At 69.5% G+C, this 16,221-nt stretch carries 17 protein-coding genes; 10 read left to right on the forward strand and 7 right to left on the reverse strand.

Annotated features, from left to right (window positions below):
• Window positions 1-8 precede the first annotated feature (8 nt).
• The 8 genes from ACOPJ3_RS08310 to ACOPJ3_RS08345 all read left to right on the forward strand — a co-directional run bounded on the left by ACOPJ3_RS08310 (window position 9) and on the right by ACOPJ3_RS08345 (window position 6,341).
• Complete coding sequence (locus ACOPJ3_RS08310) at window positions 9-1,304, forward strand: alpha/beta fold hydrolase (protein WP_427868724.1); 1,296 nt, start codon at window positions 9-11, stop codon at window positions 1,302-1,304.
• Between the two features lie 179 nt (window positions 1,305-1,483).
• Window positions 1,484-1,918, forward strand: a complete 435-nt coding sequence (gene rpsP, locus ACOPJ3_RS08315) for a 30S ribosomal protein S16 (RefSeq protein ID WP_427868725.1) — start codon at window positions 1,484-1,486, stop codon at window positions 1,916-1,918.
• A gap of 17 nt (window positions 1,919-1,935) precedes the next feature.
• Window positions 1,936-2,220 (forward strand): RNA-binding protein, encoded by a 285-nt coding sequence (locus ACOPJ3_RS08320; RefSeq protein ID WP_427871192.1) that lies wholly within the window; start codon window positions 1,936-1,938, stop codon window positions 2,218-2,220.
• On the forward strand, window positions 2,220-2,801 hold the full coding sequence (rimM, locus tag ACOPJ3_RS08325; protein WP_427868726.1) for a ribosome maturation factor RimM: 582 nt from the start codon (window positions 2,220-2,222) through the stop codon (window positions 2,799-2,801). Before ACOPJ3_RS08320 ends, rimM begins: the two co-directional genes overlap by 1 nt.
• The gene (gene trmD, locus ACOPJ3_RS08330) at window positions 2,801-3,538 is read left to right on the forward strand and encodes a tRNA (guanosine(37)-N1)-methyltransferase TrmD (RefSeq protein WP_427868727.1); all 738 of its coding nucleotides are present in this window, start codon (window positions 2,801-2,803) and stop codon (window positions 3,536-3,538) included. The genes rimM and trmD overlap by 1 nt, the downstream gene beginning before the upstream one ends.
• A gap of 20 nt (window positions 3,539-3,558) precedes the next feature.
• Entirely contained in the window at window positions 3,559-4,881 is a 1,323-nt protein-coding gene (locus ACOPJ3_RS08335) for a MurT ligase domain-containing protein (protein WP_427868728.1), read from the forward strand.
• The gene (locus ACOPJ3_RS08340) at window positions 4,878-5,669 is read left to right on the forward strand and encodes a type 1 glutamine amidotransferase (protein WP_427868729.1); all 792 of its coding nucleotides are present in this window, start codon (window positions 4,878-4,880) and stop codon (window positions 5,667-5,669) included. Before ACOPJ3_RS08335 ends, ACOPJ3_RS08340 begins: the two co-directional genes overlap by 4 nt.
• A gap of 114 nt (window positions 5,670-5,783) precedes the next feature.
• Window positions 5,784-6,341 (forward strand): YceI family protein, encoded by a 558-nt coding sequence (locus tag ACOPJ3_RS08345; protein WP_427868730.1) that lies wholly within the window; start codon window positions 5,784-5,786, stop codon window positions 6,339-6,341.
• A 188-nt stretch (window positions 6,342-6,529) separates the two neighbouring features.
• Here ACOPJ3_RS08345 and ACOPJ3_RS08350 read toward each other — a convergent pair whose 3' ends face one another.
• The 7 genes from ACOPJ3_RS08350 to ACOPJ3_RS08380 form a co-directional block, all read right to left on the reverse strand.
• Window positions 6,530-7,594 (reverse strand): FUSC family protein, encoded by a 1,065-nt coding sequence (locus ACOPJ3_RS08350; protein WP_427868731.1) that lies wholly within the window; start codon window positions 7,592-7,594, stop codon window positions 6,530-6,532.
• The gene (locus tag ACOPJ3_RS08355) at window positions 7,591-8,640 is read right to left on the reverse strand and encodes an App1 family protein (RefSeq protein ID WP_427868732.1); all 1,050 of its coding nucleotides are present in this window, start codon (window positions 8,638-8,640) and stop codon (window positions 7,591-7,593) included. Before ACOPJ3_RS08355 ends, ACOPJ3_RS08350 begins: the two co-directional genes overlap by 4 nt.
• Window positions 8,641-8,671: 31 nt before the next feature.
• Complete coding sequence (locus tag ACOPJ3_RS08360) at window positions 8,672-9,334, reverse strand: response regulator transcription factor (protein ID WP_427868733.1); 663 nt, start codon at window positions 9,332-9,334, stop codon at window positions 8,672-8,674.
• Window positions 9,335-9,336: 2 nt separating this feature from the next.
• On the reverse strand, window positions 9,337-10,593 hold the full coding sequence (locus ACOPJ3_RS08365) for a sensor histidine kinase (protein WP_427868734.1): 1,257 nt from the start codon (window positions 10,591-10,593) through the stop codon (window positions 9,337-9,339).
• The gene (locus ACOPJ3_RS08370) at window positions 10,590-11,432 is read right to left on the reverse strand and encodes an ABC transporter permease (RefSeq protein WP_427868735.1); all 843 of its coding nucleotides are present in this window, start codon (window positions 11,430-11,432) and stop codon (window positions 10,590-10,592) included. Before ACOPJ3_RS08370 ends, ACOPJ3_RS08365 begins: the two co-directional genes overlap by 4 nt.
• Window positions 11,429-12,376: an ABC transporter ATP-binding protein gene (locus tag ACOPJ3_RS08375; protein WP_427868736.1), complete on the reverse strand. Its 948-nt coding sequence runs from the start codon at window positions 12,374-12,376 to the stop codon at window positions 11,429-11,431. The genes ACOPJ3_RS08370 and ACOPJ3_RS08375 overlap by 4 nt, the downstream gene beginning before the upstream one ends.
• A gap of 141 nt (window positions 12,377-12,517) precedes the next feature.
• Entirely contained in the window at window positions 12,518-13,162 is a 645-nt protein-coding gene (locus tag ACOPJ3_RS08380; RefSeq protein ID WP_427868737.1) for a DedA family protein, read from the reverse strand.
• A gap of 453 nt (window positions 13,163-13,615) precedes the next feature.
• Between ACOPJ3_RS08380 and ACOPJ3_RS08385 the strand changes: the two genes are divergently transcribed.
• Both ACOPJ3_RS08385 and cydB read left to right on the forward strand, forming a co-directional pair.
• A complete protein-coding gene (locus ACOPJ3_RS08385) occupies window positions 13,616-15,058 on the forward strand; it encodes a cytochrome ubiquinol oxidase subunit I (protein ID WP_427868738.1) in 1,443 nt (480 codons plus the stop codon).
• A 12-nt stretch (window positions 15,059-15,070) separates the two neighbouring features.
• Entirely contained in the window at window positions 15,071-16,099 is a 1,029-nt protein-coding gene (gene cydB / locus ACOPJ3_RS08390) for a cytochrome d ubiquinol oxidase subunit II (protein ID WP_427868739.1), read from the forward strand.
• Window positions 16,100-16,221: the final 122 nt, after the last annotated feature.

A 16,221-nucleotide genomic window follows, 5' to 3' on the forward strand; every position in this document is an offset into this window, starting at 1 on the left:
GCGAGCACTTGGCGAGCGGCGAATACCTGATCGGAACCGACATCGTGGCGCGCGACGTCTGGACGGAGGTGCCGCTCGACTGGTCGGATCCCGAGGGGGAGACGATCCGCGTGTTCGCGCGCGAGCTCGTGGCGGCCGAGAAGCGGCATGACGATCTTCCGCTCCTCGTGCACCTGCAGGGCGGTCCGGGCGGAAAGGGCACGCGGCCGCTCTCGCGCTCCGCGTGGGTGGCGGCCGCGCTCGAGCGCTTCCGGCTCGTGATACCGGATCAGCGGGGCACCGGCCGCTCGACCCCGCTGTCCGGGCGCGATCACGCCGAGATGCCAGCGGAGGAATCGGCGCGGCGGCTCTCGCTACACCGGGCCGATTCGATCGTGCAGGATCTCGAGGCGATCCGCGCGAGGCACTACGACGGCCGCCAGTGGTGGTCCATTGGGCAGAGCTACGGCGGCTTCCTCACGCTGCACTACCTCTCGGTCGCGCCCGAGGCGCTCGTCGCCTCCGCCGTGACGGGCGGGCTCGCGGGGCTCGATCCGGATCCCGCGGAGGTGTATCGCCGCACGTTCCCGCGGGTCGCCGCGAAGAACCGGGTCTTCCGGGAGCGGGCGCCCCACCTCGCCGGCCGCGTCGCGCGGATCGCCGAGCTGCTGGACGCCGAGCGCGTCGAGCTGCCCGACGGGGATCGGCTCACCGTGCGCAGGCTCCAGACCCTCGGCCTCGACTTCGGTATGGCGCCGGGCTACGACCGGGTGCACTGGATCCTGGACGAGGCGTTTGCTGATGCGGGGGAGACGCGGCTGAGCGACAGCTTCATCGAGTCCGTCGCCGCGGAGACGGGCTTCGCGACGAACCCGCTCTTTATCGCGCTCCAGGAGAGCATCTACGGCCCCGGGCCGTCAGGGTGGGCCGCGCAGGCCGAGCGGGATCGCCGCCCCGAGTTCGCAGAGACCGCGAGACCGCTGAACTTCACGGGGGAAATGGTGTTCCCGTGGATGTTCGAGGAGATCCGGGCCCTGCGCGGCTTCCGCGCGGGCGTCGAGCTCCTCGCTGGCCGCGAGTGGCCGATCGAGATGTACGACGCGGCGCGGCTCGCGCAGAACGAGGTGCCGGTCGAGGCCGCCGTCTACTTCGACGACATGTACGTCGACGCCGAGCTCTCGCTCGACACGGCGGCCCGGGTCGCGGGGCTGAACGCCTGGGTCACGAACGAGTACGAGCACGACGGCGTGCACCACGACGGCGTCGCGGAGCGGCTGTTCACGGCGCTCGAACGCCGGATCGGGGGCACGCGGGCGGCCCGCTGACCTGCCGCCGATCACCCATTTTGGGAAAAACCCCTGATCCCAACGAAGTTTGCAAAACAGGTGTCGCTGTGGCACACTTGATCTGTTCGCGCACTTCCGCGCGCCCGTGCTTCCGCGCTCGCCCCTCACGAGGGGTGCTGAGCGGCGGTGACATTCACTCACGATCCAAGGAGTCATCCATGGCTGTCAAGATTCGCCTCAAGCGCCTCGGCAAGATCCGCGCCCCCTTCTACCGCATCGTCGTCGCCGACTCGCGCACCAAGCGCGACGGCCGCGTGATCGAGGAGATCGGCAAGTACCACCCGACCGAGAACCCCTCCTTCATCGAGGTCGACTCGGATCGCGCGCAGTACTGGCTGAGCGTCGGCGCGCAGCCGACCGAGCAGGTCGCCGCGATCCTCAAGCTCACGGGCGACTGGGGCAAGTTCACGGGCGAGGGCTCGACCGAGTCGCAGGTCAAGGCCCCCGAGGCCAAGGCCGCCTTCGAGGCAGACTCCTCGAAGAAGACCGTCCTGCGCCCCAAGGCGGAGAAGCCCGCAGAGGCTCCCGCCGAGGAGGCCGCTGAGGCCGAGGCTCCCGCCGAGGACGCGGCAGCCGAGAACACCGAGGCCTAATCACCTTGGCCGAGCACATGCTCTCCGAGGCGCTCGAGCACCTCGTCAAGGGGATCGTCGACCGTCCTGAAGACGTGCGCGTCGACGCTCGCGGCACCGCGCGCGGCGAGGTCCTCGAGGTGCGCGTGCACCCGGGCGACCTCGGCCGCGTGATCGGGCGCGGCGGGCGCACCGCCTCCTCGCTCCGCACGGTCGTCTCCGCGCTCTCCGACGGTGAGCGCGTCCGCGTCGACGTCGTCGACACGGACGACGCCGGCGGCGCGACCGAGAGCAGCGCCCCCGGCCAGGAGGGCGACGCCTGATGGCGGATCCTCGCGATCGCGTGAGAGCTCCCCGTCCCGCAAGCGGGGCGGGGAGTTTGCGTGTTGGCCGCCTCACGAAGCCCCACGGGCTGAAGGGTGGCATCAAGCTCGAACTCTTCACGGACAACCCCGAGCTGCGCTTCGTGCCCGGCGCGGTGTTCCACCTGCAGGTCCCCGAGGACTCCGAGTGGTTCGGCCGCACGATCACGATGCGCGAACTGCGCTGGTTCAACGAGGCGCCCGTCGGCTTCTTCGCCGAGGTTGAGGACCGCACCGCCGCCGAGAGTATCGTCCGCGCGATCCTGTGGATCGACGAGGACGCCGTCGAGGCCGGCGAGGAGGAGAACGCCTGGTACGACCACCAGCTCGTCGGGCTCGACGTCGTGCGCGACGGCGAGGTCGTCGGCAAGGTCTCCGAGGTGCAGCACTTCCCGGCGCAGGATCTCCTCACGGTCGCGACCCCGGCCGGGCCCGTGCTCGTGCCGTTCGTCGAGGCCATCGTGCCGAGCGTCGATCTCGAGGCCGGCATCGTGACGATCACCCCGCCTGACGGGCTCTTCGAGAGCGGGGACGACGCCTGATGAGGATCGACATCGTCTCGATCTTCCCCGGCTACTTCGACGTGCTCGAGCTCTCGCTGCTCGGCAAGGCCAAGCAGCGCGGGCTCATCGAGGTGGGCGTGCACGACCTGCGCGACGCCGCGCACGATCGCCACCGCACGGTCGACGACACCCCGACGGGTGGCGGCGCCGGCATGGTCATGAAGCCCGAGCCGTGGGGCGAGGCGCTCGACGGCATCCTCGAGGCGGAGGGGGCGGATCCGGATCCGCTCATCATCTTCCCGTCTCCCGCCGGCGAGGTGTTCACGCAGCGCATGGCGCGCGAGCTCGCCGGCGAACGCCACCTCGTCTTCGGCTGCGGCCGCTACGAGGGGATCGACCAGCGCGTCTTCGAGGAGTACGGCTCCCGTGCCCGCGTGAAGCTCGTGAGCATCGGCGATTACGTGCTGAACGGGGGAGAGGTCGCGACGATCGCGATGATCGAGGCGATCGCGCGCCTCATTCCCGGCGTCGTCGGCAACCCCGAAAGCCTTGTCGAGGAGTCGCACGAGGAGGACGGGCTCCTCGAGTACCCGAGCTACACGAAGCCGGCCGAGTGGCGCGGCCGCGCCGTGCCCCCGGTCCTCCTCAGCGGCAACCACGCGGCGATCGCCGAGTGGCGGCGCGAGCAGAGCATCGAGCGAACCCGCGCCGGGCGCCCCGAGCTCCTGCCGCGCGAACTGCGCGGCGAGGCGCGCGGGCGGCACGCGGCCGAGTAGCGCGCCGCTAGGCTTGTCGCATGCGTGATCTGTTCTCCGCCCTCGTCGGCAAATCGGTGCGGGCCGTGGCGCGGCTGCGGGGCGGCGGATCCGCCCTCCCTGGGCTCGTCGTCGAGAAGTTCGACCCCGGCTTCCTCGGCCGCGTGCTCGGGCGCCTGCCCTACGGCGTGATCGCGGTGAGCGGCACGAACGGCAAGACGACCACCACGAAAATGGTCGTTGAGATGCTCGAGGCCGAGGGCCTTCGCGTCTTCACGAACAAGACCGGCTCGAACTTCTCGCGCGGCGTCGTCGCCGCGGCGATCCAGGAGTGCTCGATCGGCGGCAGGCTCGCGGCGGACATCGCCGTGCTCGAGCTCGACGAGGCGCACGCGATGTACTTCATCGATCGAGTGCCGCCGCGCTTCACCCTGCTCCTCAATGTGCTGCGGGATCAGCTCGATCGCTTCGGCGAGATCGACACGACCGCGAAGCTCCTGCAGCGGATCGCTGACGCGACGACCGAGGGGCTCGTCGTGAACCGGGAGGACCGGCTCGTCGCCGCCATCGGCGAGCGCACCGCGGCGCGGACGGGTGGTCCCCAGGTCATCTCCTTCGGCCTGTCCGACGACCTGCTCGCGACGTTCCCGAGCGACGACGACTTCCACGCGGGGCCCGCCGCCGTGCTCGAGACGCGCGGCGACTCGGACGTGACGCTCGTCGGCCTCGGCGACCACGCCGCAACGTTCGAGATCGACGGGGAGCGCTTCGACACGAGCCTCAAGCTCGAGGGCCTCTACAACACCTTCAACGCGGCCGCCGCGCTCGCGACGGTGCGGATGGTGCTCTCGGCGGGCCCCCTCGCCGGCCTCGACGCGGAGCGCCGCCCGCGGCCCACGACGGCCGCCCTCGTCGCCGCGCTCGCCGAGGTGCGGCCGGCGTTCGGCCGCGGCGAGCAGCTCGAACTCGACGGCCAGCCGCTCGAGCTCGTGCTTGTGAAGAACCCGGCCGGCTTCCGGCTCGGCCTCGCCTCCTTCGCGGCCGACGGGGTAGCGGCCATGATTGCGATCAACGACCAGTACGCGGACGGCCGCGACATGTCCTGGCTGTGGGACGTCGACTTCGGATCCCTCGCGGGCGACGGCGTCGACACCGTGAGCGGCACGAGGGCGTGGGACATGGCGCTCAGGCTCGAGCACGACGACGTTGCCGTGGGCCACGTCGAGGAGAACCTCGGCGCGGCGCTCGCGGCGTTCCGGGCACGCACAGCCGGGCGTCCGCGGCGCATCTTCTGCACGTACACGGCGATGCTCGAGCTGCGGAAATCGCTCGCGGAACTCACGGACGTGGAGGACATCTGGTGAACGGATCGGCCCAGCAGGAGACGCCGGATCGGGACGGCGCGGATCGGGACGGCGCGGATCGCCCGGAGCTCGTCATCGTCTCGCTCTACCCGCGCGACATGAACATCTACGGCGACCGCGGCAACGTGCTCTCGCTCTCGCGGCGCGCCCGGGCGCACGGCTACGATCCGGTCGTCGTCGAGGTCAACCCGGGGGACGCTCTCCCCGAGCGGGTCGACATCGTCATCGGCGGCGGGGGACAGGACTCCGGTCAGGGCCGCGTGGCGCTCGACCTGCAGGCGCGCGCGGACGAGTTCCGCGGGCTCGCGACCGCGGGCACGCCCATGCTCATGATCTGCGGCCTCTACCAGCTCTTCGGGCATCGCTTCGTGACGCACACGGGCGACGAGCTCACGGGGATCGGCGTGCTCGACGTGGAGACCCGCGGCGGCACCGAGCGTATGATCGGCAACATCGTGCTCGAGTCGCCCGAGTTCGGTGAGATCATCGGCTACGAGAACCACAGCGGCAACACGACGCTCGGCCCGGGCTCCCAGCCGCTCGGCCGCGTTGTGCAGGGGGCGGGCAACAACCCGAGCGACGGCGTTGAGGGTGCGCGCACGGGCAACGTGCTCGGCAGCTACCTCCACGGCTCGCTGCTGCCGAAGAACCCGGCGATCAGCGACTTCCTGATCAAGACGGCCGCCGAGCGGCGCTACGGCTCGTTCCGCTCCGAGCTTGGCGCGGCCGAGGAGATCCCTGAGACTGTGGCCCGCGCGCGGGCGAGCGCAAAGCGGCGCCCGCGCTAGGCGCTCGAGCCCCCACTACAGCCGTCGCGTAAGTTTTTTCCGGCCATCCGGGAATATTCGTTTGCATATATCGGTTCTCCTTTTCTGCAAGCGAAACTCGAAGAAAGGCTCCGCATGACCATCACCGCAGATCAGATCCCCGGCTACCGCGTTGGCACCTGGGTGCTCGACCCCACGCACAGTGAGGTTGGCTTCTCGGTCCGCCACCTCGCGATCAGCAAGGTCAAGGGCAAGTTCGAGACCTTCGAGGCGACGTTCGTCACCGCCGAGAACCCCCTCGACTCGACGGTGACCGCGAGCGCCGACGTCGCATCGGTCACCACGAATGAGAAGAACCGCGACGCGCACCTGCGCACCGGCGACTTCTTCGCGGCAGAGGAGTTCCCGCAGCTCACCTTCGTCTCCACGGGCGTCCGCGAGGTCGACGGCGAGTTCAAGGTCGACGGCGACCTCACGATGCGCGGCGTTACGAAGCCCGTCACCTTTGACTTCGAGTTCGGTGGCTTTGGCGAGGACGCGTACGGCAACTACAAGGCTGGCTTCACCGCGAAGACCGTCGTGAAGCGCGAGGACTTCGGGCTCACCTGGAACGCCCCGCTCGAGAAGGGCGGCGTGCTGCTCGGCTCCGACGTGACGATCACGCTCGACGTGCAGGCTTCGCTCCAGGCCTAACTCAGCTGACAACGGGGCCGGGATCACTGCGATCCCGGCCCCGTTTCTGTGTCTCGGGGCCGCAGCGCTCAGCCAGGGATCTGCGCACAATTTCAGGATTTTGGGCATCCAGTGCCGCTGAGCGCAGAAATCTCGGTGAGCGCGGGCCAGAAACGTGGGGACGCGCCCCACACCCCACTGAGCTCCAGCTAGTCGAGCTCGCCCGTGATCCGGCCGCGGAGGCGGCGGAGGTCCTCCATGAGGGAGCCGATGAGCACCCAGTGCTCCGGGTGCGGGCTCGGGATCGTGTACGGCGTCGTGAGCGCCGGCACCGCGCGCTCCTCGGGGGCCTCCCCGTCGGTTACGAGCCGTTCCAGATCGTGGGCGGCGCGACGCATCTCCTCCACCATGCCGATGACGGAGGGATCGCTCACCAGCGAGGGGTCGTAGTTGTCGTGCAGCGCCCGCGACATGCCGATGATCTGCGTGACGATGCGCTGGAGGCGCTGGAAGAGCTCGTCGTCGTCGGCGAGGCCCTCGCGGTAGCGCCTGCTGCGCGGGTTGAAGCGCAGGCTCTCGCGCGCTTGGCGGAGCAGCTTGTGCACGCGGGAGCGATCGTCCTGGAGCTTGCGCGCGTCGGTGTACATCACCGCGAGCCAGGGCGCGTCGCGTGGCTCGGCGAGGGCGTCGGCGACGGTCGTGAGCGCCGCGGCCGAGTGCTGTGTCAACTCCACGATTGCCGCGTGCACGGAGGAGGTGCGCACGGGTGCCACGATGAGCGCGTTGATGAGCACCCCGATGAGCGCGCCGATGGCGGTCTCGATGAGCCGCTCGACCCCGTAGTGGATGTCGAGCCCGCCGAGCGCGATCATGAGGAGCGCGCTGATCGCAACCTGGTTCGCCGAGGACGGCGTCATCCGGAGCAGCCAGCCGACCGCCATCGCCACCACGATCGCCGCGATGAACAACCAGGACTGCTGCCCGAAGAGAGCGCCGGCCCCGATCGCGACGGAGACGCCGACGAACACGCCGACCACGCGCTCGAGCCCGCGGGTGAGCGACTGGTCGACGTTGTCCTGCATCACGAGCAGGGCGGCGATGGCGCCGAAGATCGGGAGCTGTTCGGGGAAGATCGCGGCGCACACGAACCAGGTGGCGATTGCCGCGACCGCGGCCTTCGCGAGTTGCAGCCAGGACGGCCGAACCGAAACCGTGAAGCGCCCGGTCAGGTCCCGCTCGAAGCGGCGCCAGGGGCGGGTCACGGGACTCGTCACAGCAGCCCCAGCTTGCGCAGTTCCTCGCGAAGTGTCGCGCCGTCCGGCCCGTACACCCAGGGCACGCCGCTCGTGCTGCGGTTCAGGCGAGCCTTCGAGCGGCCGCCCGCGAGCACGGCCTCGCCGACCGAGAGCTGCCGGATCGCGACCGCGGCGACGTTCTCGGGGTGCGCGGTCGCAAACTCCCGATAGAGATCCTCGTCATGCTGGCCGTCGTCCCCGATGAGCAGCCACTTCACGTCGGGGAAATCGTGGGCGATCCGGCGCAGTTCGGTGCGCTTGTGTTCCTGACCGCTGCGGAACCAGCGGTCGTGGGTGGGCCCCCAGTCGGTGAGGAGGAGCGGGCCCATCGGGTACAGATTCCTCGCGAGGAAGCGGCTGAGCGCCGGGGCCGCGTTCCAGGCGCCCGTGGAGAGGTAAATCACGGGGGAGCCGGGGTGCTTCGCCATCAGGTGGTCGAGCATCACGGCCATGCCCGGCGTGGCCGAGCGTGCGTGCTCGTCGAGCACGAAGCTATTCCAGGCCGCAACGAACGGCTTGGGGAGCGCGGTAATGAGAATGGTGTCGTCGACGTCGGACACGACACCGAGTCGCGCGGCGGGATCGACCACGTTCACGGGTGCGTCGGCCGCCTCGCTGTCGCCGGCCTGCAACGTGACCGTGTGCCAGCCGGGCGTGAGGGAGACGGGCACCATGGCGTCGATGACGCCGCCCCGGTCCGCCGTGACCTCGGTCACGTGCACGCCGTCGATGGAGACGCGCACCTGCTGGTGCGGCACGTACAGGCTCGTGAAGGTGCGCCAGCCGCGCACCCGGGAGAGCGCGGCGACGTCGGGCCGGAAGCGCGTGTGCTCGCGGGACTGCGGCTTCAGGTACAGCACTCGGCCGAGCACGCGCACGCGCTCGGTCGTACCGTATCCGATGTACGGGATCACCGAGGGCGACTTGCCGTGCTTGATCGCCCGCCTCGACCGTCTCCGGTGCACCCAGTCCTCGATGCGTGCGGCGAGGCGCGGACGACTGTCGGGTGGGGGCTGCAAGCTCACCCAACCAGTCTAGGCGGTTGCGTTCCGCGGTTCATCCGACGACACCCAGCTCGTAGGCGAGGATCACGGCCTGTACCCGACTGTTCAGCCCGAGTTTGCCGAGGATCCGACCGAAGTGCGCCTTGACCGTGGATTCGCTGAGGAACAAAGTGTTCGCGATCTCACCGTTGGAGAGGCCACGCCCCACCAGGAGGAAGACTTCGCGTTCGCGCTCAGTTAGCTCGGCGAGCGCGCCCGGATCGCGATCCGCCCCGCCGCCAGGCAGGTGGGGGACAGCGAATTCGATGAGCTTCGCGGTGATCCGCGGCGACACGATGGACTCACCCGACTGCACGGTGCGCACCGCGGCGACGAGCTCGGCCGGTCGGGTGTTCTTGAGGAGGAAGCCCGCGGCGCCGGCCTGCAGGGCGCCGAATGCGAACTCGTCCTGGTCGTAGGTCGTGAGCACGAGGACGCGGGTCTGTGGCAGCTCGGAGATGATCTGCCGTGTCGCCTCGATGCCGTCGGTCCCCGGCATCCGGACGTCCATGAGCACGACATCCGGGCGCAGTCGCCGAGCGGCGTGCACCGCCTCCTCGCCGTCGCTCGCGTCGCCGACGACGAGCATGTCATCCTCGGCCTCGAGCACGAGCCGGAACCCGTAGCGCACGAGTTCTTGATCGTCGACGAGCAGCACTCGCGTCTTCTCCGCCATGGTCACCCCTCCGCCTGCGAGGGCAGGTCGACGCTCACGCGCCAGCCGCCGCCCGGGCGGGGACCGGCCTCCACCGCTCCATCGTAGAAGGCCGCGCGCTCGCGGATGCCGGTGAGGCCGCGGCCGGGATCCTCGGGCTCGGCAGCGGGCTCGGACGCATCCTCGACGAGGATCCGGATCCCGTCGGCAGTGCTGGCGATGCGGACGAGCACGTCGCGCACCCCGGTGCTGTGCCGCAGCACGTTCGTCAGCGACTCCTGCGCGATGCGATACACCGTGAAGCCGAGCACGCGGTCGGTGACGGGCTCGCCCGCGAGCTCGAGGCGGACGGGGAGGCCCGCCGCCCTGAACTCCTCGACGAGCGCGGGGAGCTCGGGGAAGCCGGGCTGCGGGTGGCCGGGCTGCTGCGCGGCGGCATCCGCGCCGCTCGAATCGTCGGCGCGCACGCCCGCGAGCAGACGCTGCACCTCGCCGAGCGTGCGGCGTCCCGTCTCGCCGATGCGTGCGACGGCGCGCTCCGCCTCCTCGGGCCTGCGGGGTGCGGCCGCCTGCGCGCCGTCGGCGAGCGCGATGATCACGGCGAGGCTGTGCGCGATGACGTCGTGCATCTCGCGCGCGATCCGCTCGCGCTCCGCGGCCCGGGCGATGCTCGCCTGCTGGTCGCGCTCGCGCCGGAGCTGATCCGCGCGCTCGACGAGCGCCGCGACGAGCCGCCGCCGGTTCCCGACGACGACGCCGATCAGCGTCGCGATGAGGGCGCCCGCGGCGATCATGATGACCGGGTTCATCCAGTCCCAGAACCAGTCGCTCGTGCCCTCGCGGGCGAGTCCGAGGAACGGAATGTCGCCGCGCATCCTCGCGACGAACGCAAAGCCGGCAGGCAGGCTCGCGAAGACCGCAAGGCCGAAGCGCAGCCAGGTGGTCATCGCCGGGCCGTCGAGGCCCGCGCGATACAGAAGCGGGATCAGGATCACGACCTCCGCGCCCGAACCGACGAGGAAGGTGAGCGGCAACAGCGCGAGCGCCCCGATGAAGGCGGCCCAGGGGACTGCGCGGCGTAGCGCGAGCACGGCGGTCCCCGCGACGGTGAGCGCGAGCAGATACCCGGGCGGCGTCGTGTGCGGGGGCTCGAGGGAGAGCAGCGCGAGGAACAGCGCGAGCGCCAGGTAGCCGCCGATGACGCAGACGTCGAGGAGGAGCCGCCGGCCGGCGGCCCCCTCGACGCCCGCGGCGCCGGCGGCGGCGGAATTCGCGTTCACGCGTCCCTCCTGAGCAGGGCGATCGCCCCCGCGACGAGCGCGAGTACGGCCCAGCCCGTGACGAGCAGGGCGCCGGCGCCCGGGCTGATGTGCCCGCCCCACAGCGTGATGAACGGCTCGCCCGGGATCGTAGGCCTGCTCATCGCGTCGCCGGCGTTCCCGATCAGCATGAGCCGCAGGACGCGGGACAGCAGGCCGTAGGGGAGGAGCGAGCTCAGGATCGGGCCGAGCAGCGTCGCGAAGAAGACGAGGATGGCGCCGGCCGTCGTCGACTTGACGATGGCCCCGATGCCGAGCCCGAAGACGGCGCAGAGCCCCAGGTACACGGCCGAGCCGACGAGCGCGCCGAGCACCCCGTGGGCGCCGAGTGGGGCCTCGAGGCCGTACTTCGCGTACATCGGCCTGGTCGTCGCCCACGCGGCGAACACCGTGAGGAGCGAGGTCGCCGTGACGACGGCGAAGAGTACGGTCGCCTTCGCGAGGAGCGGACGCAGGCGCGTCGGCACCGCGAGGAACGTCGACTGAATCGTGCCAGAAGAATACTCCGCCCCCATGCACATGACGCCCAGGATACCCGCGATGATCTGGCCCATGATGACGAGACTCATCGTGACCTCGCCGAGCGTGCGCGCGATGTCTGGCTCGGACGGCACCCCGGAGGACTCCAGCGTGAGGCCGAGGAAGAGCGCGCCGCCGAGGCCGAAGGCGACGATCCCGCCGAGGCTCAGCCAGGTGCTCGGCAGGCTCTGGAGCTTGATCCACTCCGAGCGGAGCAGGTCGACGAAGCGCGGCATCGCGCTGTGGGTGGTGCGGCGCTTGTGCGCGGTCATCGTGGTCATGAGCGTGCTCCGTTCTGAATCGTGTGTGCGGGGGTCGGTGCGCCCGACGAGCGGTACTCGACGGCGCCCTCGGTGAGCGCCAGGTAGGCGTCCTCGAGCGAGCCGGCGATGGTGGACACCTCGGTGAGGACGATGCCCGCGGCGGCCGCCGCCTCGGCGACGTGCTCTGCGCTCGGGCCGGTGATCTCCATCGCGCCATCGGGGAGCGAGGCGACCGTCACCTCGGGGGCGGCGATTGCCCGCGCGAGGCGCTCCGGCTCGCGGGTGCGCACCCGCACCGCGGTGCGGGTGACGCCCCGCATGACGTCCTCGATGGGGCCATCCGCGAGGATCGCGCCACGCCCGAGCACGATGAGGTGATCCGCCGTCTGCGCCATCTCGCCCATGAGGTGCGAGGAGAGGAGGACGGTGCGGCCCTCCGCGGCGAGGCGTCGCATGAGGTTCCGGATCCAGAGGATGCCCTCAGGGTCGAGCCCGTTGACGGGTTCGTCGAGGATGATCGTCTCCGGGTCGCCGAGCAGCGCGGAGGCGATCCCGAGCCGCTGGCCCATGCCGAGGGAGAAGCTGCCGACCCGCTTGTTCGCGACGCTCTCGAGGCCGGTGAGGCCCATGACCTCCTCGACCCGGTCGCGGCCGATCCGATGGGTCGCGGCGATCGCGAGCAAGTGCTTGACTGCGGTGCGTCGCGGGTGGGCCGAGCGGGCGTCGAGGAGCACGCCGACCTCGTGCAGCGGGGCCGCGATGTCGCGATACCTGCGGCCGTTGACGGTCGCGATCCCGGAGCTCGGCCGGTCGAGCCCCGTGATCATCCGCATGGTCGTCGACTTGCCCGCGCCGTTCGGCCCGAGGAAGCCCGTGACCCGGCCCGGCTCGACCGTGAAGTCGAGCCCGTCGACGGCGATCTTGTCGCCGTAGCGCTTGGTGAGAGAGTGCGCCTGGATCATGTGTTCCCCTTTCGTCTGCATTCGACGGTAGGGAGGGGGGTGCGCCTTGCGCATCGGACGCAGGTCGGGATCCGGACGGGCACCCAGTACTCAGGTACACATCGGACGAGTGCGCCGGCAGCAGGGGCGGTGAGCGGCGGGCTAGCTGTGCTCGCCGAGGTGACGCTGCTCGCGCCGCAGGAACGCGCGCTTGAGGAGCCAGAGGCCGAGCAAGACCACGGCGAAGATACCGACCACGATGAAGCCGGCGCCCTTCACGCGGCTCGCAAGGTGCTCGAAGCCCGCAGCGGTGCCAGCGCCGAGCGAAACGACGATGAGGGCCCAGATGAGGCTCGCCGGCGCGGTCCAGGCGATGAAGCGGCGATACCGCATGCCCGCCATGCCTGCGGTCAACGGGATCAGGGAGTGCAGGACGGGCAGAAACCTGGACAGGAAGACCGCGGCGCCGCCGCGCTCGCCCAGGTAGTGCTCGGCGATCCGCCAGTTGCGTTCGCCGAGTCGCCGCCCGGCCCGGCTGGCACGCAGTTTGGGGCCGATCCAGTGGCCGAGGAAGAAACCGATACTCTCGCCGCACAGCGCGCCGGTGACGAGGGCGGCGACGAGCCAGGCGAACTCGGGGCCGCTCGCGACGCCGACCGCGGCGACGAGCGCCACCGTGTCGCCCGGCACGATGAGGCCGACGAAGACCGAGGTCTCGAGCATCATGCCGATCCCGGCGATGACGGTGCGGAGGGCAGGATCGAGCTCGCGAATCGCATCGATGAGGCTCTGGAGCAGCTCGGTCACGTGCCGATTTTATGCGAGACCTCGCAGGGTTCGGATTCGAGCTCGCCCAAAATTCACACGGCGCATTGAGCATCGGTGACTCGAGCCCGGCTTGCGGGGTGGAGCCGCAGGGCGGCGCAGCCCGTGCCCGGGGCGCGCGGCGCTCAGCCAGGAATCTGCACCCACGTGCAAGATTTTCGGCTTCCAGTGCAGGTGAACGCAGAACTCTCGGCGGGCGCAGCACGCGCGCGGCCGCCGGATCGTGGGCGAGAGCCGACAGGTGTTGCTTTGACGCCGAGAGAAATATCGTTCGATATCGAACTGTATTCGCAGGCAACTCCCAGAATCGTTAGAATTGAAACAGCCGGTCGCCGACCGGTAGCTTCGGCGAGAATGACATCTCGTATACGGACCTCACTAAGGGAGTGCAGCCCCTTAGTTGTGGGGTGCAGCTCCTTCGTTCAGGAGCGATACATGAACGAGTTTTTCGATCCACTCGCGTTGGCTCGGTGGCAATTCGGGCTGACCACGCTGTACCACTTCATTTTCGTGCCGCTGACGATCGGACTGAGCCTGCTCGTCGCGATCCTGCAGACGGTGTGGGTGCGCACGGGCAAGGTCAAGTACCTGCGCCTGACGAGGCTCTTCGGCAAGATGTTCCTCATCAACTTCGCGATGGGCGTCGTCACCGGAATCGTGCAGGAGTTCCAGTTCGGCATGAACTGGTCGAACTACTCCCGCTTCGTCGGTGACATCTTTGGCGCGCCGCTCGCGATGGAGGGGCTCATCGCCTTCTTCTTCGAGGCCACGTTCATCGGGCTCTGGATCTTCGGCTGGGACAAGCTCCCCAAGAAGATCCACCTGCTCACGATCTGGTTCACCTGGATCGGCACCGTGCTCTCGGCGTACTTCATCCTCGCCGCGAACGCCTTCATGCAGAACCCGGTCGGCTACGAACTGAACGCGGAGCGCGGCCGCGCCGAGCTCACCGACATCATGGCGGTGCTCACGAACCCGGTTGCGATCACCCAGTTCCCGCACACGATCTTCGCCTCGATCATGTTTGCCGGCGTCGTCATGGTCGCGGTCGCGGCCTGGCACCTGCAGCGGGGGCAGTTCGTCGACGAGATGCGCACGACGCTGCGCTTCGGCGCCTGGACGAACATCCTGTCCTTCCTGGGCGTCGGCCTGACCGGCCACTCGCTCGGCATGGTCATGACCGAGACGCAGCCCATGAAGATGGCCGCAGCCGAGGCCCTCTACAACACGGCGAGCGGAGCGGACGCCTCGTTCTCGGTGTTCAGCCTCGGCACGCCGGACGGGGCGCACGAGATCTTCTCGATCCGGATCCCGTATCTGCTGAACTTCCTGTCGAACGGCACCTTCGACGGCACCGTCGAGGGCATCCGCGACCTGCAGGCCGAATACACGGCGCAGTACTGCGGCGCAGACGCGCTCCTGACCTGCCCGAGCGACGGTGCGTTCGCCCCCATCATCTGGGTGACCTACTGGTCGTTCCGCTGGATGATCGGCCTCGGCGCGTTCGCGGCGCTCGTCTCCGCGGTCGGCCTCTGGATCACGCGCAAGAACCAGGAGCTGCCCAAGTGGGTCTGGAAGGTCGCGATCTGGACGGCCCCGATCCCGATGCTCGCCTCGCTTGTCGGCTGGGTCTTCACCGAGATGGGCCGCCAGCCCTGGATCGTGTTCGGCGTGATGACGACCGAGCAGGGCGTCTCGCCCGGCGTGCCTGGCTGGGCCGTCGCGGTCTCGCTTGCGGTCTTCACGATCGTGTACGGCGCCCTCGCCGTGGTCGAGTTCAAGCTCATCACGAAGGCCGCCAAGGAGGGGCCGCCCGAGATCGAGGAACACAGCGAGACCGGCGAACCCGACCAGCAGCACCTGACGGCTGTCTACTAGGAGGATCACGCAATGGAACTCTCAATACTCTGGTTCTTGATCGTCGGCGTCTTCCTCATCGGGTACTTCGTGCTCGACGGGTTCGACTTCGGCGTGGGCATGGCCCTCCCGTTCCTCGGCCGCGATAACACCGACCGGCGGCTGCTCATCAACACGATCGGCCCGGTCTGGGATCTCAATGAGACCTGGCTCATCGTCGCGGGCGCCTGCCTCTTCGCGGCGTTCCCCGAGTGGTACGCGACGATGTTCTCCGGCTTCTACCTCGCGCTGCTGCTCATCCTCGTCGCCCTGATTCTGCGCGGTGTCTCCTTCGAGTACCGGCACCAGGGCAAGGGGCAGAAGTGGACGCGCTGGTTCGACCAGTTCATCTTCTGGGGCTCCGTGCTGCCCCCGCTGCTCTGGGGCGTCGCGTTCGCGAACCTCGCGCAGGGGCTGCCCATCGTCCCGATGGAGAACGGCGGCTGGATGTACGAGGGCACGCTCCTCACGCTCCTGAACCCGTACGGGCTCCTGGGCGGGCTCACGCTGCTGCTCATCAGCTTCACGCACGGGCTCGTGTTCGTGTCGCTCAAGACCGCGGGTGAGATGCGGGATCGGGCGCGGGCGCTCGCGACGAAGGTCGGGATCGCGGCGATCGTCGCGGGGGCCGCGTTCCTCGTCTGGACGATCTTCCAGCACCTCGACAGCGAGATGCTGTGGGCGATCATCCTGTGCTCGGCACTCGCCGCGGTCGCTCTCATCGGCGGCTGGGTGGCGAACCTCGCCGGCCGCGAGGGCTGGGCGTTCACGGCGAACGCGATCGCGATCGTGTTCGCGCTGCTCGCCGTGTTCATGTCGCTCTTCCCGAACCTCATGCACTCGAGCATCGATCCGGCCTACTCGATGTCGATCAAGGGTGCTGCCAGCTCCCAGATGACGCTCGAGCTCATGTCGTGGGTGGCCATCATCGTGATGCCGCTCGTGATCGCCTACCAGGCGTGGACGTACTGGGTGTTCCGCAGGCGGCTCACCCGGGACGCCATCGCTGTCGCGGCGCACTGATCCGCTGGGAAACACACGATGGGGCCTCGACGATGCGCTGCGGCGCGCGGCGGGGCCCCGTCGTTTCCCCGCCGGAGGCTCGACCTGATCCGGGCTCCCCGGACTTCATCAGATCTGAACCT

The sequence above is a fragment of the Leucobacter luti genome (assembly GCF_050310065.1).
GTDB classification, from domain to species: Bacteria; Actinomycetota; Actinomycetes; order Actinomycetales; family Microbacteriaceae; genus Leucobacter; species Leucobacter luti_B.